Annotated in this window: 14 protein-coding genes and 1 pseudogene; 10 read left to right on the top strand and 5 right to left on the bottom strand. The window is 69.6% G+C overall.

Annotated elements, in window-relative coordinates; genetic code table 11:
• The first annotated feature begins 10 nt into the window (after window positions 1-10).
• Window positions 11-931, top strand: a complete 921-nt coding sequence (locus ACYVO6_RS25935; RefSeq protein ID WP_461065084.1) for a helix-turn-helix domain-containing protein — start codon at window positions 11-13, stop codon at window positions 929-931.
• 255 nt (window positions 932-1,186) lie between these two features.
• Window positions 1,187-3,037, top strand: coding sequence for a ricin-type beta-trefoil lectin domain protein (locus ACYVO6_RS25930; RefSeq protein WP_461065082.1), 1,851 nt, complete (start codon window positions 1,187-1,189; stop codon window positions 3,035-3,037).
• A 21-nt stretch (window positions 3,038-3,058) separates the two neighbouring features.
• Here ACYVO6_RS25930 and ACYVO6_RS25925 read toward each other — a convergent pair whose 3' ends face one another.
• Complete coding sequence (locus ACYVO6_RS25925) at window positions 3,059-5,470, bottom strand: SpoIIE family protein phosphatase (RefSeq protein WP_461065080.1); 2,412 nt, start codon at window positions 5,468-5,470, stop codon at window positions 3,059-3,061.
• A 108-nt stretch (window positions 5,471-5,578) separates the two neighbouring features.
• Between ACYVO6_RS25925 and ACYVO6_RS25920 the strand changes: the two are divergent.
• Window positions 5,579-5,896: pseudogene (locus ACYVO6_RS25920) on the top strand (discoidin domain-containing protein); the annotation flags it as partial.
• Here ACYVO6_RS25920 and qcrB read toward each other — a convergent pair.
• The 3 genes from qcrB to ACYVO6_RS25905 all read right to left on the bottom strand — a co-directional run bounded on the left by qcrB (window position 5,868) and on the right by ACYVO6_RS25905 (window position 9,136).
• On the bottom strand, window positions 5,868-7,559 hold the full coding sequence (gene qcrB / locus ACYVO6_RS25915) for a cytochrome bc1 complex cytochrome b subunit (RefSeq protein WP_461065078.1): 1,692 nt from the start codon (window positions 7,557-7,559) through the stop codon (window positions 5,868-5,870). The pseudogene ACYVO6_RS25920 and the gene qcrB sit on opposite strands and share 29 nt — an antisense overlap.
• Window positions 7,556-8,509: an RNA polymerase sigma factor SigJ gene (gene sigJ / locus ACYVO6_RS25910; RefSeq protein WP_461065076.1), complete on the bottom strand. Its 954-nt coding sequence runs from the start codon at window positions 8,507-8,509 to the stop codon at window positions 7,556-7,558. The genes qcrB and sigJ overlap by 4 nt, the downstream gene beginning before the upstream one ends.
• 114 nt (window positions 8,510-8,623) lie before the next feature.
• The gene (locus ACYVO6_RS25905; RefSeq protein WP_461065074.1) at window positions 8,624-9,136 is read right to left on the bottom strand and encodes a methylated-DNA--[protein]-cysteine S-methyltransferase; all 513 of its coding nucleotides are present in this window, start codon (window positions 9,134-9,136) and stop codon (window positions 8,624-8,626) included.
• A 165-nt stretch (window positions 9,137-9,301) separates the two neighbouring features.
• Here ACYVO6_RS25905 and ACYVO6_RS25900 point away from each other — a divergent pair, with 165 nt between their 5' ends.
• The 3 genes from ACYVO6_RS25900 to ACYVO6_RS25890 all read left to right on the top strand — a co-directional run bounded on the left by ACYVO6_RS25900 (window position 9,302) and on the right by ACYVO6_RS25890 (window position 11,930).
• Window positions 9,302-9,547, top strand: coding sequence for a hypothetical protein (locus tag ACYVO6_RS25900; RefSeq protein ID WP_461065072.1), 246 nt, complete (start codon window positions 9,302-9,304; stop codon window positions 9,545-9,547).
• Between the two features lie 3 nt (window positions 9,548-9,550).
• Entirely contained in the window at window positions 9,551-9,931 is a 381-nt protein-coding gene (locus tag ACYVO6_RS25895; protein ID WP_461065070.1) for a toxin Doc, read from the top strand.
• A 361-nt stretch (window positions 9,932-10,292) separates the two neighbouring features.
• A complete protein-coding gene (locus ACYVO6_RS25890) occupies window positions 10,293-11,930 on the top strand; it encodes an RICIN domain-containing protein (protein WP_461065068.1) in 1,638 nt (545 codons plus the stop codon).
• 39 nt (window positions 11,931-11,969) lie between these two features.
• On the opposite strand, the gene ACYVO6_RS25885 is transcribed toward ACYVO6_RS25890, so the two are convergent.
• On the bottom strand, window positions 11,970-12,545 hold the full coding sequence (locus ACYVO6_RS25885; protein ID WP_461065066.1) for a hypothetical protein: 576 nt from the start codon (window positions 12,543-12,545) through the stop codon (window positions 11,970-11,972).
• Window positions 12,546-12,879: 334 nt separating this feature from the next.
• On the opposite strand from ACYVO6_RS25885, the gene ACYVO6_RS25880 reads away from it, so the two are divergent.
• The 4 genes from ACYVO6_RS25880 (at window position 12,880) to ACYVO6_RS25865 (ending at window position 17,222) form a co-directional block, all read left to right on the top strand.
• Entirely contained in the window at window positions 12,880-13,317 is a 438-nt protein-coding gene (locus tag ACYVO6_RS25880; RefSeq protein ID WP_461065064.1) for a protease inhibitor, read from the top strand.
• Between the two features lie 403 nt (window positions 13,318-13,720).
• On the top strand, window positions 13,721-14,626 hold the full coding sequence (locus tag ACYVO6_RS25875; protein WP_461065062.1) for an ABC transporter permease: 906 nt from the start codon (window positions 13,721-13,723) through the stop codon (window positions 14,624-14,626).
• On the top strand, window positions 14,623-15,510 hold the full coding sequence (locus tag ACYVO6_RS25870) for a carbohydrate ABC transporter permease (protein WP_461065060.1): 888 nt from the start codon (window positions 14,623-14,625) through the stop codon (window positions 15,508-15,510). The genes ACYVO6_RS25875 and ACYVO6_RS25870 overlap by 4 nt, the downstream gene beginning before the upstream one ends.
• Before the next feature lie 53 nt (window positions 15,511-15,563).
• Window positions 15,564-17,222: an extracellular solute-binding protein gene (locus ACYVO6_RS25865; RefSeq protein WP_461065058.1), complete on the top strand. Its 1,659-nt coding sequence runs from the start codon at window positions 15,564-15,566 to the stop codon at window positions 17,220-17,222.
• Window positions 17,223-17,257: the final 35 nt, after the last annotated feature.

The raw sequence follows: 17,257 nt of genomic DNA, 5'->3' as shown, positions 1-17,257 counted from the left end.
TTTCGGGAGGATGCCCGTGAACGCTGAGGGATTGCCCGAGCCTGCTGTCCCGGCCCCGCCGCCGGGTCTCGTCACCGTCGGCCGCTTCGACGAGCGGCCCGGCTACAGCGTCAACCGGCCGCGCGGCGCGGACAGTTGGCTGTTCACCTGGACCACGGGCGGGCACGGACGGCTGAGCCAGGGCGCCGTCGAAACGCGGGCGGGCTCGGGAGATCTGGTGGTCCTCGGACCGGACGTACCCCATCGGTACGCGGTCGCGCCGGGCGCGCGGCACTGGGCGTTCTGGTGGGTGCACTGCCAGGCCAGGCCGTCGTGGGCGGGCTGGCTGCGGCCGTACGCACGCGGGGACCGGCTGTACGTGGTGACGGTGGTCCCGGGCGACGTGCACGAGCGCGTGGAGTCGGCGTTCCGGCGGATGCTGGCCGACGCGCGGTGGACGGGGGAGGGCGCACCGCCCGGCCGGATCGCCACGCCGGGCTCCGCCGAGCCCGGTCAGGTCGCCATCGCCCATGGAGCCGCGGCCCGCGAACTGGCCCTCTGCTCCCTGGAGTCGATCGTGCTGCTCGCGGCCGCCACCGCGCGCTCGGAGCCGCAGCGGTCCGGCATCGACGTACGGATCCGCCGGGCCGAGGCGCTGATCGCGGCGGATCCGGGCGCGCCGCACACCGTGGAGTCGCTGGCCGCGGGCGTGTCGCTGTCGCCCTCTCGGTTCGCGCACCTGTTCAGCCAGCAGCTCGGTCAGTCCCCGATGCGGGCCCTGCTCGCCGCACGACTGCTGCACGCCGCCCGGCTTCTGGAGGCCACCGACCTGCCGGTGGAACGGGTGGCGGCGGCCTCCGGCTTCACCAGCCCGTTCCACTTCAACCGCGTCTTCAGACGGCGTTACGGGACGCCTCCCGGCGCGTATCGGGCCGGACTCCGCGCCCCGTAGAACATCCGACGTCTGCCCTTCCTGGACGGCAAATCGGCACATACTCCAGGTAACTTCGAGAAATGAAATTCGAATCACCTCGGAGCGAACTCTTGTTGACGCCTTGTCGGCTACAACTACTCGGGTAGAAACGGGCGTTGAGAGGTTTCGCTTGTACCGGGATGGTGCGCTGTGCAAGGGTGCGTTTGGTGGTGTGGCAATTCCATACCGACTGGTATGCACTGATTTCGGCAAGGTCCTTGGAGGAAAGTGCACGTGAACGGCGCGACGGACGAGCAACTGCTGGCACGACACTGGGCAGCGGTCCACTCGTACGCGCGACTGTGCACCAGCAGTACGCAGTACGCCGGAATGCTCACCACCGCCGCATTCACACGGGCGTTCGGTGAATACGAGCGGCGGACGGGATCGACCGTGGCATGGCTGCCGCGGCTGCTGGTCACCGTGCGCGGTATCGCGGCCGAATGGGACGCGGACCACCGGCGCTCCCAGCTCCACCCCGATCTCCACTCCGGCCCCGAGGACGGCGACCGCGCCACGGCACGGCTTCTTCCGCCGGAGAACCGGCGCCTGGTGTCCCGCGCATTTCAGGAGCTGCCGGAGCCCGCCCGCTGCATTCTGTGGCACGTGGAAGTCGAGGCGGAGGACCTCGCGATACCGGCCGAACTGCTCGGCCTGACCGCCGCCGACGCTCCCGCACAGCTGGAGCGGGCGCGTGACCTCTTACGTGTGGGCACTCTCGAGGCGCACAGCGAACTCGCCCCCCGGGAGGAGTGCCGTCGCTACAACCGACTGCTGGACGCCTCGCTCCGGCGCGGCAGCAATACCTGTCGCGACCTGCTACGGCACCTGAACAAATGCGGGTACTGCCGGTACGCGGCCGACCAACTGGACCAGTCCGGCGGCCGGCTGCCGGTGCTGCTGGCCGAGGCGGTGCTCGGCTGGGGAGCACGGCCCTATCTCGACTCCCGGCCCGGCCGCCGTGCCCGTTTCGAGGAAGCACAGGCGGGCCCCCTCGTGGCCCAGGCACCCACGGGCCCGCTCATGGAGGAGCCGCCGCCGGGCCCGGTCGTGCCCCTCACCTCGGGCGAATCCTGGACCACCGCCCCCGCGGGCGCTCACCACCACGAGGCGCAAGCCCCCACGTACCCCGACGACCTCACCGAGCAGCACTTCGACCTTCCTCCCGCGGAGCCTCACCTCCTCGAGCCCGGAAGGCGCTCGCGCGGCCGGAGAACCCTCGCCCTGGCCGCGCTCGCCGTGAGCGCGGGCGTCGTCGTATCGCTCGTCCTGTGGGCCGGCGACAGGGACGACTCTCAGCCCCCCTCCGACGCGGGAACGGGGACGGCGTCCAGGACACCCGGCTCCCAGGCGCCCGATGCCGATCCGTCCAGAGCCGGCTCGGACGACTCGCCGTCCGGCACCGTGCGCGGCCGGCTGCGCAATGCCGGGAACGATCTGTGCGTCGGCATCGCCGGCAGCAAGACGGTCAAGGACGCGGAAGCCGTGCTCACCACCTGCACCTCCTCCGCCCGGCAGCAGTGGTCGTACGAGAGCGACGGCCTCCTCCGCAGCCTCGACGCCCCCGAGCTGTGCCTCGACTCCCGCCTCGCCTCCTCGGTCCGGCTGGGCAAGTGCGAGGGCCGGACCAAGCAGGACACCAAGAACATGCGGTACGACCTCACCCTCGACGACAGCCTGGTGCCGCTCGCACGCGCGGAACTGGCCCTGACACCCGCCGCGCCAGAAGGCAAGACGGACCTCGTCCTCAAAACCCGGGACGACAGCGAAACCCAGCGCTGGCAGTTCGACACCTCGGTGGACTCGCTCCAGATGGAGTGGATCAACGCGTACACGGACGGCGACTCGCCAGAACCGACGCGCAGCGCCCGGCCCACTCCCGGCCGCACACCGTCTCCCACGCCGACGCCCACGCCGTCCGAGTCGACCCCCACGCCCGACCCCGACCAGCCCTGCTACGGCTACTTCTGCTCGAACGACGGTTCCGACGACAGGTACGACGGCGGACGCGACGGCGGGTACGGCTTCGGAGGCGGCGGCGGATACGACTTCGGAGGCGACGGAGGCGGGGGCGGCCGACGATGACCCGAAGGGCGCTGGAGGACGTCAGCCCTCGTCCAGCGTCAGCTCCGCCCAGATCGTCTTCCCCTCGGGCGTGTACCGGCTGCCCCACCGCTGGGTGAGCTGGGCGACCAGGAGCAGTCCGCGACCGCCCTCGTCGAAGGTCTTGGCGCGACGCAGATGCGGAGCCGTGTGGTTGGCGTCCGACACCTCGCAGATCAGCGTGTCGGCATCGTGGATGAGGCGCAGCCGGATGGGACGCTCGCCGTACCGGATGGCGTTGGTGACGAGTTCACTCACCACGAGCTCCGTCGTGAACGCCGCCTCGTCCAGGTCCCAGGTCCCCAGCTGCCGGACGACCTGCTTGCGGACCGGGGCGACGAGGGCGGGGTCGGCCGGGATGTCCCAGGTCGCCACCTGAGAGGCCGGAAGTCCACGGGTACGCGCGAGGAGCAGGGCCACGTCGTCGGCAACGCCGGTCGGCGGGAGCAGAGACTGGAGGACGTGGTGGCAGGTGTCGTCCAGGGAGCTCGAGGGGCGGGCCAGCGCCTGGCACAGCATTCGGTGGCTGATGTCGATGTCCCGGTCGCGGCTCTCTACCAGGCCGTCGGTGTAGAGGGCGAGCACGGTCCCTTCGGTGAGCGTGAGCTCGGTGGACTCGAACGGCAGCCCGCCGAGACCCAGAGGCGGCCCGGGCGGTACGTGGATCTCCTGGGGCGGGCCGTCCGGCGGCAGCATCACCGGAGGCGGATGCCCGGCCCGCGCGAGGGTGCAGCGGCGACTGATCGGGTCGTACACCGCGTACAGGCAGGTGGCGCCGACCTCGCCCGTCGTGCCGTCGGTGCCCGCCTCGGTGGACAGCCTGAGGACCAGGTCGTCGAGGTGGGTCAGCAGCTCGTCCGGAGCCAGGTCGATGTCGGCGAGCGTGCGGACGGCGGTCCGTAGGCGCCCCATCGTGGCCGACGCCTGGACGCCGTGGCCGACGACGTCCCCGACGACCATGGCGGCCCGCATGCCCGACAGCGGGATCACGTCGAACCAGTCGCCGCCGACCCCGGCCTGGGCCGCGGGCAGATAGCGGGAGGCCGCTTCGAGGGCGGCCGTGCGCGGCAGCGTCCGGGGCAGCAGGCTGCGCTGCAGGGCGAGCGCGGTCGCGCGTTCGCGGGAGTAGCGGCGGGCGTTGTCGATGCAGACGGCCGCCCTGGCCGCGACCTCCTCGGCCAGCAGGACGTCGTCGGGCGTGAAGGGCTCGGCCCGCCGGAACCGGGTGAAGACGACGACGCCCAGGGGCGCGCCGCGGGCCTGCATCGGGACCGACATCGTCGAGTGGATGCCGTACTCCTTGACGCGCTCGAAGCGCGGCCGGTCCCAGGCGAGCCACTCCGACAGCGTGGACGCGAGGTCCGAGGCCACGATGGGCCGGCCCGCCAGCAGGGAGTCGGCCTGCGGCGAGGACGCCGGGTAGACGTCGACCTGGCCCGGCTTGACCATCGCCTCGGGGTTGCCCGGGTTCACCGACCGGTGGGCGGCGCGGCGCAGGCTGACAGGGGCGGACAGCCGTCCGGAGTTCAGTTCGCCGCTCTGGTCCTCCGGATCGATCAGGTCGACGCTGACGAAGTCGGCGAGCGCGGGCACGCACACGTCGGCCAGTTCCTGGGCCGTGCGTCTGACGTCGAGGGTGGAGCCGATGCGGATGCTCGCCTCGTTGACGAGCTGCAGGCGTTCCCGGGCAAGGCGCTGCTCGGTGAAGTCGTGGGCGGTCAGACAGACGCCGCGCACCCTGCCCTCGGGATCCGTGAGCGGCGCGATGCGGGCCAGCCAGGCGTGCGGCTCCCGGACGTCGCCCACCCGCATGTACGTCTGCACATCCTCGGGCTGCCCGGACAGCAGCACCCGGATCAGATGCCGTTCGAGGTCCTCGCTCTGCGGCTTGCCGCCGATCTCGGGGAACCGCAGCCCGCGGATCCGTTCCTCCGGGAGGCCGATCGCGATGGCCATCGCCTCGTTGATCCGGCGCAGCCGCAGCCGCTCGTCGTAGATCGCCGTGGCGCAGGGGGACTGTTCCAGAAGCGCGGTCGTCAGGGGATCGCCGTCGGGCAGCGGGTCCCTGCCGCCCAGGGGCGAGACGAGGAGCCAGTCGCTGCGGTCGCCGCGCTCGGGCCGTCGCCGGTGCGCGAGCAGCCATACGTTCCGGGGGCGGCCGTCCTGATGGCGCAGCGCGAGCTCTCCGCTCCAGCGAGTGCTCGTCGACTCGGGCCCCGCGGCCTCGCCGCCCGGGGCCAGCAGATCCGCGGCGGGCCGGCCGAGGACATCGGCCGGGGCATGGCCGAGCAGGCGCCGGGCGCCCTCGCTCCACTCGACGATGATGCCGTCCGCGTCGAGGACGGCCCGTGCCGTGGCGGTCTCGTCGAAGGGGTAGTCCGGACCGTCGGGCGGTGTGTCGTCGTGGCTCCTCATCGTCGCCACACTCCATTGCGTCCCTTGCGGACACTGACAGTGATCAGATGCGTCACTTGGGTCCCAGGGTAGTCCGTGGAGGGGGCCGTACACCGCCTGGAGCACACCTTCAGCGGCGCTCGCGAGGAGGGCTGGGTCTCCGTCGACTGGGGACGTGCCCGCACCCTGGACCGTATCGAGGTCTCCTTCACCGTCGACGCCACGCACACCCTGCCCGCCACGGTCGAGGTCGCGTACTGGGACGGCCGCCGCTACCAGCCCGTCAAGGGAGCCGAGATCGACTGGGCCACCGCGTCCGATGCACCGACGGTGATCACCTTCGACGCGATACGCGGCAGCCGGATCCGGCTCACCATGACGAGCCGTCACCCGGGCGAGGCCCGGGGCGCCCAGCGGATCAGCCGTCTGGAGGCCCCGCCTCGCTGACCGCGCGGGCTTCCTGACGCTCCTCGACCTCCTCATCGGGATGGGCCTCGCGGTACTCCTCGGCCGTCGGCTTCGCCACCTGCGTTCCGGCGCCGTACAGACCGCGGGAGAGGAGAGCCCGCAGCCGCCCCTTCGAGCCGTTCGGGTTCGGGACGCCGTTCGCGTCGCGTGCCGGGCCCGCCTCGAGCGGCCGGGGCTGCTCGTGCTGGGTCAGGACATGCAGTTCGGCGGGGGAGAGCGGCTGGTGCACCTCGACGAACTCGCCGTGCGGCAGTCGTTTGATGACGCCGGTCTCGCGACCGTGCAACACCAGGTCGCGGTCCCGGCGTTGCAGCCCCAGACAGATGCGCCGGGTGACGATGAAGACCAGGACGGGGACGACGAGCACCGCGATCCGGGCCGCCCAGGTGACCGTGTTGATCGACAGATGGAAGCGGGTGGCCACGATGTCGTTGCCGCCGGCCGCGAACAGGATCAGATAGAGGCTGATCCAGGCCGTGCCGATGGAGGTACGGATGGGCCGGTTGCGCGGACGGTCCAGCAGGTGGTGCTCGCGCTTGTCGCCGGTGATCCAGGACTCCAGAAACGGATACACGCCGATGAAGACCAGCAGGAGCGGGAAGGCGACGATCGGGATCAGCACGCCCATGACCAGCGTATGGCCCGCCACATTGATCTCCCAGCCCGGCATGATGCGCACCAGACCCTCCGCGAAGCCCAGGTACCAGTCCGGCTGGGCTCCCGTGGACACCTGGTCGGCGCGGTAAGGGCCGTACGACCAGACCGGGTTGATCGTCGCGATCGCCGCGATCAGCGTGATCACCCCGAACACCAGGAAGAAGAACCCGCCCGCCTTCGCCATGTACACGGGCATGAACGGCGCGCCCACGACGTTCCGTTCGGTCTTTCCGGGCCCCGGGAACTGGGTGTGCTTGTGGTAGAAGACCAGGATCAGATGGGCCACCACCAGGGCCGCCATGATGCCGGGGATCACCAGGATGTGCAGCGAGTAGAAGCGGGCGATGACATCGTCCCCGGGGAACTCACCGCCGAACGTGAAGAACGACAGATACGTCCCGACGATCGGCACCGACAACAGCGCGCCGTCCACGAACCGCATCCCGGTGCCCGACAGCAGATCGTCCGGCAGCGAGTAGCCGAAGAGCCCCTCGAAGATGCCGAGGAACAGCAGCGTCCAGCCGAACAGCCAGTTGATCTCACGGGGTTTGCGGAACGAGCCGGTGAAGAAGTGCCGCATCATGTGCATGAGCATCCCGGCGATGAAGATCAGCGCGGCCCAGTGATGGATCTGCCGGATCAGCAGACCGCCCCGTACGTCGAAGCTGATGTCCAGCGTGGAGGCGTACGCCTCCGACATCCGGACGCCGTTCAGCGGGACGTAACTGCCGTGGTACGTCACCTCGTTCATCGACGGATGGAAGAACAGCGTCAGATAGACGCCCGTGAGGATCAGTACGACGAAGCTCCACAGGCAGATCTCCCCGAGCAGGAACGACCAGTGGTCCGGGAACACCTTGCGCAGATACTTCCTGCCGAGGCTGTGGATGCCAAGGCGGCCGTCGAACCAGTCGGCCACGCGCTGACCCGAGGACGCTTCGTCAGCCGCGGGACGGCGCGAGGGCGCCTTCTCGTACGTGGTCATGCGTCGTCGTCCTTGCGTACGTGGATGAGCTTGTCGGGGTTGGTGACGATGTAGACGTCACAGACCTGGTCGCCCTCCGGGGTGAGGTCCATGACCATCACGGCGTACGGGGACTTCCCCTCGAAGATCACCGCGGAGTCGTCGCCGTTGACGCGCCGGTAGCTGATGTCCAGCCGTGCCCCGCCCCTCCTCGTCAGCCCCGTGACCAGCCGCACGACCTTGTCCCGGCCCTGCACCGGCCGCAGCCCCGCCCCACGCGCTTTGCCCCCGCTGTCGCTCCACACCGTGACGTCGGGCGCGAGGATCTCCATCAGCGCACCGATGTCACCGCCGAGCGCGGCCTGCACGAACCGCTCGGTCGCCTCCCTGCGCACCCGCGGATGCGCCTCGTACCGCGGGCGCCGGGAGTGCACATGCTGCCGGGCGCGGTGCGCGAGCTGGCGTACGGCGGCGGGGCTGCGGTCGAGGACGTCGGCGATCTCGGTGTGGGCGTAGCCGAACACCTCGTTCAGGACGAACACCGCCCGCTCCAGCGGGGTCAGCGACTCCAGGACCACCAGCATCGCCATCGACACGGACTCGGCGCGCAGGGCGGGATCGGCGGCATCCGGGGGCGGCTCGTCGGTGGCCTGTGCGACGAGCGGCTCGGGCAACCACGGGCCGACGTACGTCTCGCGCCGCCGACTGATCACGGCCCGCCGCGTCAGCGCGTGGTTCACCGCGATGCGGACGAGATACGCACGCGGGTTGCCGATCTCCTTCAGCGGTGACCGGCTGCGACTCCCGGACCAGGACAGCCAGGTCTCCTGGAGCACGTCCTCGGTGTCGGCGACACTGCCGAGCATGTTGTAGACGATCGCGAACAGCAGCTCGCGATGGTCCATGAACAGGCGGGTCGCCGTGTTCAGGACCTCGTCGGTCGCCGTCTGCGGTACCGGACTTCTGGACATGCCTGTGCCTCCCGTAGCGCGCCTCACTACTGCGAGGGCTACGGAGGCCGGGAGTGTGACATCCGGCGGGGGAGAGTGACGTACGTCTCAGCCGGTACGTGTCGGGAGTACGGGTCAGATGAGCGTCGGCTGCAGCGCGCCCTCGAGCGTCAGCAGCCGTACCTTGCGCTCGACGCCGCCCGCGTACCCGCGCATCGAGCCGTCCGCGCCGATCACGCGATGGCAGGGACGTACGACGAGCAGGGGATTGGCCCCGATCGCGGCGCCCAGTGCACGGACCTGGGCCCGCGGCACGCCGAGCCGTTCGGCGAGCGCGCCGTACGTGGTCGTGGTGCCGTAGGGGATGTCCTCCAAGGCCCGCCAGACCTGCCGCTGGAACTCCGACCCGCTGACGGTGAACTCCAGCTCGAATGCGGTGAGTTGGCGTTCGAAGTACGCGGACAACTGCCGTGCCGCCTCCGCGAACGCTTCGTCGTCGCGCCGCCACGCCTTCCCGACGGCCGGGGCGTTCTTCTGCCCCGGGACGGACAGCGAGGCGAGGGCGATGCCGCCCGGTGCCGTGGCCGACTCCTCGCCCACGAGGAGCAGTTCGCCCAAGGGGCTGTCGATGGTCGTGTACGCCGTCATGGATCCGTTCCTTTCCCATCTCTCGATACGTACGAGTCTGGTGCCCGGAGCGTCGCATCACCGGCGGGAATCGGACATCACGCTCCCACCCGCTTGGTACCGCCATGCGTATCACCTGACCTGCAACTATTTACGAGTAAGTACCCGCGCGGTACCGTGAGGGGCATGCCAGCTCTCAACGTGGAATTCAGCGAGCGCGAGCTCGAGGATCTGCGGCAGATCGCCAAGGAGCGCGGTACGTCGATGAAAGCCCTGGTACGCGAGGCGGCGGCGGCCGACATCGTGCGGCACCGCGCGTTGCAGGAAGGTGCGGACGTTTTCCGCCGGTTCTTCGCGGCGCACGCCGATGAGTTCGCCGCCGCCTTCCCCGAGGACGAACCACCGGGCACAGGCGAGGGGCGGGCCGCCTGAGCCATGGCCGCTTCCGTCATCCATATCGACGTTCCGTGGCTGCTCCAGCGCCACGAAGAGGTCCTGCCCGACCAGCCCACGGTGAACGACTTCTCCGTGCTCGTGGCCGCCGTGGCCCGGCACCGCGTGGACCCGCCGCGGCTCGGCGTGGACTCGGACCCGGCCTGGCGCGCCGCCGCGCTGCTGCACACCCTGGCCATGCTCAAACCCCTGCCGTCCGCCAACGCCCGCTTCGCCTGCGCGACGGCGGTCTCGTACATGTTCGTCAGTGGCGTCGGCATCGACCCGCCCTACGGGGCCCTCGTCGACCTCGCGCGCGACCTGATGTCCGGCAAGGCGGACGTCTTCGGGGCGGCCGACCGCCTGCGCTCCTGGCAGATCTGAAGGCGCACGCCTGCCGGCAGTTCGATTTTGAAAACCGTTGCAAGACAGGCGACTTGGCGGCCGACCTTGACTTTCCTTCAGACGTCGGATGTTGCTGAAGTCGCCCAAGTGGCTTGTTGGCTGTGAGGGATTTGTGCAAGGGTGAACTTCCTCGTACATGGTTAATGGCCGGGTCTGATTCGATGCTCGAGTTTTAGTTCTGCCGGTTTTGCTCAAAAGGCGGTCGGCCGACGGCTCGACCGGGCCACCCCTCCGGCCGCTTTCCATGCGCCAAGCCAGAAAGGTATGCACCAACCAGGAGCACCTTTTCGGCGGTCAGAACTTCTGTGTGCCATCTTGTGCCTTGGAAGGACCCCGCTCAGTGCACACCCCCCACCCGCCTCGTCCTACATATCCCCCGCGCCCCGGCGTCGCCATCCCCGGGGGTGCCGCCGCTCCCGGGGAGTCGGACGAGAGTCTCGCCGCTCTCCTGCGGGCGCAGCCGGAGGGCGAACTCGCCCAGTCCGTCGCGCTGTTGATGGCGCGTCACTGGCAGCCCGCGTACGACTACGCGGTCATCTGCCTGGCCACCTCGGCGAGCGTCGCCTCGATGGTCACAGCCGCCGCTTTCCAGCAGGTCCTCGACCGCCTCAAACGCGCCGAGTCCGCCGCCGCGCTGCGCCCCCACCTGCTGGTGACCGTGCGGGACACGGTCCGGGCCTGGTCCGCCGCGGACCGCATATCCGGCGTTCTGCCGGAACTCCGGAAACCCGCCGGAGGCCGTGGTATGCGCGCCACGAAGTCGATGACGCCGGAAAATCGCAAGCTCGCCGAGCGTTCTTTCCAGGCCCTCCCGGGACTCGCCCAGTGCGTGCTGTGGCACACCGAGGTCGAGGCAGAGCACATATCCGTACCCGCTGGTCTGTTGGGTATGGATCCCGACACCGCGTCGGCCGCTCTGGACCAGGCACGGGAGCAATTCCGCCAGGGCTGCGTACGGGCCCACCGCGAACTCGCGCCGAACAAGGACTGCCGCTACTACAACCGTCTCCTGGACGTCCCGATTCGGCGTGGCGGCACCTTGCTCCCCGATGTCCAGCAACATCTGCTGGAGTGCCGCTTCTGCCGTTACGCGGCCGAGCAGCTCAGCCATTTCGAGGGCCCTCTCGGCGTTCTGCTCGCCGAATCGGTGCTCGGCTGGGGCGCCCGCCGCTATCTCGACTCACGTCCGGGGCGGGGCCAGTCCGCAGCGCGGCCCAGCCGTTCCGGCGGCAGACGGCAGGGCGGCGGCGGCCGTCATCGCGGGCGCGTGCTGCCCCAGTTCCCCTCCGGGGGCCGAAGGGCCGCGCAGGGCCCGGGGAACTCGAAGGCCCTGCTCACCGGGGTGGGCGTGGTCTCGGGGGCACTGCTGGCGACCGTACTGATCACCACCCTGTGGCCGCAGGACGACGGAGGTGACCCCTCCGCCTCCGGCACCCCCGGCCCCGAACAGAGCGCCACTCCCGGTCCCCAGGCGCCGCCCGCCGGGTCGACGTCCCCGCCCCCCGCACTTCCCACGCCTCCCGTTCAGACCCGGCTACGCAATCTCGCCGCGGATCTCTGCCTGGACATCAAGGGGGGCAAGGCGCAGTCCGGTGCCTCGCTCAAGCTGGAGGCGTGCTCCTCCGCTGGCACCCAGCAGTGGTCCTACGAGGAGGACGGACTGCTGCGCAGCGTCGCGAACCCCGACCTGTGCGTGGACTCCCACGTGGACGCCGGCGTGGTCGTCCTCGGCAGCTGCGCCTCCGCGGGCTCCAAGCGGGCCGACGACGTCCGCTACGACCTCACGGTCCAGGGCGAGTTGCTGCCGCGCTGGCAGGAAGACCTCGCGGTCGCCCCCGCCGCCAAGGACGAGGACGCGGACGTGGTCGTCAAGATCCGCGACAGGACGGACGAGCAGCGCTGGCGCTCGGACGGCAGCACGTCCTCGGCGAGCCCGGAGTCCTTGTCGGTGGCGGAACCGGTGAGCGACTCGGACTGAGGGCTCCGCCCGGCGCTCTGCGGGGGCCATCAACTCCGGTCACTTCTCGGTCTGTTCGTCGCTTGGCGTGTCCTCCGGTTCGGCCTCTTGAGCCGGGGCGTCGGGGCCCTGTGCGCGGACTCGCTGGACGTGCTCCAGGGAGTCCCTCAGTTCCGTGAGCCAGTCGTCCGTGTTGCGCTCGACGAGGCGTACGCACCAGGCGAGTGCGTCGCTGCGGCTGCGGGCGACACCGGCGGCGATCAGGGTGTCCAGAACCTGCCGCTGGGGCTGCCGCAGCCGGGTCATGACGGGGGCGGCGACATGGGTGAACAGAGCGCGCTCGCCCCCGCACTCCACGCCCCACGAGACCTTCTTGCGGAAGCGGTGCTCGGCCTCGCGGGCCACCGCGACCCGGTCGTCGCGGGTGCGCTCCCGGAACTCCTGGATACGGGCCTTGACGGCCGCCTCCTTCTCGGCGTCCGAGACGCCCTCGGCGAGCCGGGGCTCGGCTATGCGGCCGACGACGGTGATCTCCTCGCGGTCGACCGTCACTTCACTGAGGCTCTCGAAGAGATCGTCGGGCAGTCGGCCGGCGAACCAGCCGCGCAGTTTCTCGTGCTGCTCCGTTGTAATCATGTAATGAGCCTTACTCCGCCGCGCAGTGAAGGCAAGGCTTCCGCTTCCGCTGGAAGCGGAATGTTTCCGGCCTATTGCTGAGCGGTGCAAATCCGGCCAGGGCGCCTCTTCCGCACCGCGGCACCCGCTCGGTTACGGGCTCGGCGCGCTCAACTTCCGTAACTTCACGCCACTGATTCAACACACAACGTTACTGAAACGTGCGGGTTCGACGTGTGTTTCCGTCGCGGACTCGGCAGACTCGCGCTCGCCGGTCCGGCACTCAGGATCCGGCACCCGAATGTTCCGGAACGCAAACGATCCGGAACGCCATCCAAGCGGAAGGATGCACACAATGCCGAACACCGCGCGCTGGGCAGCGACCCTCACCCTGACGGCCACCGCCGTCTGCGGCCCCCTCGCCGGAGCCGCCCACGCCGCCCCCGAGCCCGCCCCGTCCACGCTGTACGCTCCCTCGGCCCTCGTGCTCACCGTGGGCCGAGGCGAGAGCGCGGCCACCGCCGCACCCGAGCGTGCGGTCACCCTGACCTGTGCCCCGACCGCCTCGGGCACGCACCCGGTCGCGGCACAGGCCTGCGCCGAACTGCGCGCGTCCGGCGGGGACTTCGATGCCCTGGCCGGCAGAGGCCAGGGCATGTGCACCCGCGAGTACCGGCCCGTGGTCGTCACGGTCGACGGCGTCTGGCAGGGCCGTCGCATCTCCTACGAGCGCACCTTCGCGAACGAGTGCGTGAAGAACAACTCCCACGGGAGAGCCGTCTTCACGTTCTGAGGGACCGGGATCGCGCACCGCCCGCGAACCTCGACCCGGGGCCCGCAGTTGGGGAGTGCGGCCCCTGTCGCGGACGCCACGCGATCTCGCACCGGGGGTCGGCAGGGACGGAGTGGGGCCGTCCTGCCGACCCCCGGCATTTGCGGCCGGGTTCGGTCGAACCCGTTCCCCGTCGTACGTTGCTCGCTAAAAACGTTTTCAATAATCAGTGCAGGTCGGGGTACAAGCATCGCCAAGTCCCAACAGCCAGCTGTGTCAGAACTGTTGACCCCGTGTTGGAAACGTTTTAATTTCTCCGCACCCCGACAGCCAGAGGTGAGGAGGCTCCGTGGCCGCGGTGTTGCGGGAGCGCACGGGCAAGGAGGCGGTGAGCCCTTCTCGCCGTCGTCCGCCTGATGCGCGTATGAAGCGAAAAGGTTTCCGTGCCCGCAGAAGCCGGACCTTGTTCCTGCTGATGCTGCCCGGGCTCGTGTATTTCCTCGTGTTCCACTACGGCGCGCTGGTGGGCAACGTCATCGCGTTCAAGGACTACGTGCCCTTCGACGGCATCTGGGGCAGCCCGTGGGTCGGCCTGGAGAACTTCCAGCGGATGTTCCAGGACACCGCGTTCTGGGACGCGGTCCTCAACACGCTCTGGATCGCGGTCCTGCAGATCGTCTTCTACTTCCCCGTCCCGCTCGCGCTCGCCCTGCTCCTGCACACCCTCACCTGGAGCACCGTCCGGCGTTTCGTGCAGTCGGTGGCGTATCTGCCGCACTTCATCTCATGGGTGATCGTCGTCGCCCTGTTCCAGCAAGTCCTCGGCGACACCGGCCTGGTGAACAGCTATCTCGGCGACGCCGGACTGAGCACCGTCGACATCATCGGCAACCCGGACGCCTTCAAACCGCTCACCGTCGCCCAGGTGATCTGGAAGGACGCCGGCTGGGGAACGATCATCTTCCTCGCCGCGCTCTCGCAGGTCGACGAGCAGCAGTACGAGGCCGCCGCCATCGACGGCGCCGGACCCTGGCGGCGCTTCTGGCACGTCACCCTGCCCGCGATCCGCCCGGTGATCGTCCTGCTGCTCATCATGCGGCTCGGCGACATCCTCTCCGTCGGCTTCGAGCAGATGCTGCTCCAGCGCGACGCGGTGGGACCGGAGGCCGCCGAGATCATCGACACCTTCGTCTACTACCAGGGCATCGTCGGCGGCGACTACGGATTCGCCGCGGCGGCGGGCCTGTTCAAGGGCGTCATCGGCGCCCTGCTCGTCTACGCGGCCAACAAGGTCGCCCACCGACTCGGCGAACAGGGGGTCTACAAGTGAGTGCCCATGTCCGGCCCGGCTGGATGGAGAAGCCGAAGCCGCTCACCCAGGCCGCCAAGGCGGTGGCCCTCATCGCGGTCGTCCTGCTGGTCTGCGTGCCCTTCCTGGTCATCGTCTCGACCTCGCTGGCCTCGCAGCGCGAAGTGGTCGAGGGCGGCGGCTGGGTGCTGTGGCCGCAGAACCCCACCCTCAAGGCGTACCAGGACATCCTCGACGGCGGCATCGTCACCCACGCCCTCGGCGTGAGCGCGGGAGTGACCGTCGTCGGCACCCTGCTCAGCCTCGCCTGCACGGTGACCCTCGCCTACGCCCTGTCCCGCCCCGGCGTCTTCGGCGGCAAACCCGTGCTGCTGCTGGTGCTGTTCACCTTCCTCTTCCCGCCGGGCATGATCCCCAGCTTCCTGGTGGTCAAGGAGCTCGGCCTGCTCGACTCGTACTCCTCGCTGGTCCTGCCGGTGCTGGTGAACGTCTTCAACCTGGTCGTCCTGCGCGGCTTCTTCCAGGGCATCCCCGAGGAGCTGTACGAGGCCGCACGCCTCGACGGGGCGGGGGACTGGCGCGTGCTGTGGTCTGTCGTGCTTCCGCTGTCGAAGGCGGCACTTGCGGTCGTCGGCCTGTTCTACGCGGTGGCGTACTGGAACTCCTGGTTCTACGCCTCGCTCTACCTGGAGAGCGACCACTGGCCGCTCCAACAGGTGCTGCGTACCTATGTGGTGGCCGGTACGGACCTCACCGACACCGCCACGAGCGAGGGCACCGTCAACGCCCCGCAGACCGTGCAGATGGCGGTCCTGGTGATCGCCACCGTACCGATCCTCCTCGTCTACCCCTTCCTGCAGAAGTACTTCACCAAGGGCGTACTCACCGGCGCCATCAAGAGCTGAGCGCTCCGCTCAGCCGTCCAGAGCCAGTCATCAAGAGCTGGGAGAGAACACGCATGTCCGGTATCTCGCTGTCCCGCCGTGCCCTGATGCGCACCGCCGCCGTGGGCAGTCTCGCGCTCGCCGCTCCGGCCACCCTGACCGCCTGCTCCACGGAGTCCGGCGATGACGGGGTCTCCAACGCGGGCAAGAAGCTGGCGCCCTGGCCCACGTACAAGGCCTTCACAGGGCCCAAGCCAGACCTCGCGCCGACCGCGGAAGGAGTCCAGCCCGGCTACACCTCCTACCCGTCCGACCTGGCGAAGTCGGTCTCCCGCACCCCCGGGGACGGCTCCACGGTCAAGGTGATGACCATCAGCTTCGGCGTGCCCCCGAAGGGGCGGGGGGAGAACCGGTTCTGGCAGGCCGTGGAGAAGGCCCTCGGCGTGAAGATCGAGTACACGATCATCTCGCAGCCCGACTACCAGAAGAAGATGGCCACGGTGATGGCCGGCGACCCGGGTGAACTCCCCGACATCATCAACATCTTCTCCGGGTTCGTGCTGCCGCGCGAGGCCCAGTTCGTGCAGCGTCGCGCCGAGGACCTCACACCGTTCCTCTCCGGAGACGCGGTCGCCGACTACCCGAACCTGGCGAACATCCCCACCCACGCCTGGCGCGACATGGGCCGCATCGGCGGCCGCATCTACGGCATCCCCCTGGAACGCCCGCTGCCCGGCTCCACGCTCTGGCTCAACCAGGAGTCCTTCGACGCCGCCGGGATGAGGGAAGGCTGGACGGACCAGGACTTCGCGGCGGTCGCCAAGAGGGGCACGGGCGGGAAGAAGTACGCCCTGGGGGCGGCGGAAGGGTCCGTGTTCGGCGACGGTTTCCACTCCGCGGCGCACGGCGTCCACGCACGGGGCTGGTCGGTGGGCAAGGACGGTACGTTCGTCCCGTCCGCGGCCGACGAGCGCTACAAGCAGATGCTCGACTTCCAGCTCCGGCTGCGCAAGGCGGGCTCCTACCACCCCGACGCGACCTCGAGCGCACAGCCCGAGATGATCGACCTCTACTACAACGGGACGGTCGGCTCCATTCAGGACGGTTTCGGCGGCTACCTCCCCAAGTTCCTTGAGAAGGGCCGGGAGTTCACACCGGCGCCGGCCCTTCCGTACAGCGCGGGCGGGGAGCCTGGGGGCATTGTCGGGGCACGCCGCTCGTTCGGCTACACCATCGTCAAGAAGGCGAAGAAGGAGCGTATCCAGCTGCTGCTGCGCGTACTCGACTATCTCGCGGCGCCGTTCGGCAGCAAGGAGTGGGAACTCGTCCACTACGGCCAGGAAGGCACCCACTTCACCCGGGCCAAGGACGGCTCGCCCGAGCCCAACGACCTCGGCCAGGTCGAGAACAACACCAACCTGCCGCTGAAGTACCTCGCCGAAGGACCCCAGGTGCTGTTCGTGCCCGGCATGCCCGACGCGGTGAAGGCCCTGCACGCCTGGCAGGTGAAGACCGTCCCGCACGCCATCCGCAATGCCTCGTACGGGCTCCAGTCCCGGACGTTCACCTCCCAGGGCACCACCCTCGAGACGCTCCTCAAGGACACCGCCACCGGGATCATCGCCGGACGCACGCCGCTGTCCGAGTGGGACGCGGCGGTCAAGACATGGCGTCAGCGAGGTGGCGACAGAATGGCCGAGGAATTCGCCGAGGACTACGCCGCCAACACATGAGGCGGCAGGGACCGGCAGGTCACGGGCGAAGTGGA

The organism is Streptomyces pseudoechinosporeus (assembly GCF_054783935.1).
Note: the sequence above shows the minus strand (reverse complement) of the source record. Positions and strands in the feature narration are given on the sequence as shown.

Bases quoted from the DNA above. Each gene is read 5' to 3' on its own strand.
- ACYVO6_RS25875 (WP_461065062.1), top strand. From the start codon at position 13,721: ATGAAGCGAAAAGGTTTCCGTGCCCGCAGAAGCCGGACCTTGTTCCTG.
- sigJ (WP_461065076.1), bottom strand. From the start codon at position 8,509: ATGTCCAGAAGTCCGGTACCGCAGACGGCGACCGACGAGGTCCTGAAC.
- ACYVO6_RS25935 (WP_461065084.1), top strand. From the start codon at position 11: ATGCCCGTGAACGCTGAGGGATTGCCCGAGCCTGCTGTCCCGGCCCCG.
- ACYVO6_RS25865 (WP_461065058.1), top strand. From the start codon at position 15,564: ATGTCCGGTATCTCGCTGTCCCGCCGTGCCCTGATGCGCACCGCCGCC.
- ACYVO6_RS25895 (WP_461065070.1), top strand. From the start codon at position 9,551: ATGGCCGCTTCCGTCATCCATATCGACGTTCCGTGGCTGCTCCAGCGC.
- ACYVO6_RS25885 (WP_461065066.1), bottom strand. From the start codon at position 12,545: ATGATTACAACGGAGCAGCACGAGAAACTGCGCGGCTGGTTCGCCGGC.
- ACYVO6_RS25925 (WP_461065080.1), bottom strand. From the start codon at position 5,470: ATGAGGAGCCACGACGACACACCGCCCGACGGTCCGGACTACCCCTTC.
- ACYVO6_RS25880 (WP_461065064.1), top strand. From the start codon at position 12,880: ATGCCGAACACCGCGCGCTGGGCAGCGACCCTCACCCTGACGGCCACC.
- ACYVO6_RS25905 (WP_461065074.1), bottom strand. From the start codon at position 9,136: ATGACGGCGTACACGACCATCGACAGCCCCTTGGGCGAACTGCTCCTC.
- ACYVO6_RS25900 (WP_461065072.1), top strand. From the start codon at position 9,302: ATGCCAGCTCTCAACGTGGAATTCAGCGAGCGCGAGCTCGAGGATCTG.
- qcrB (WP_461065078.1), bottom strand. From the start codon at position 7,559: ATGACCACGTACGAGAAGGCGCCCTCGCGCCGTCCCGCGGCTGACGAA.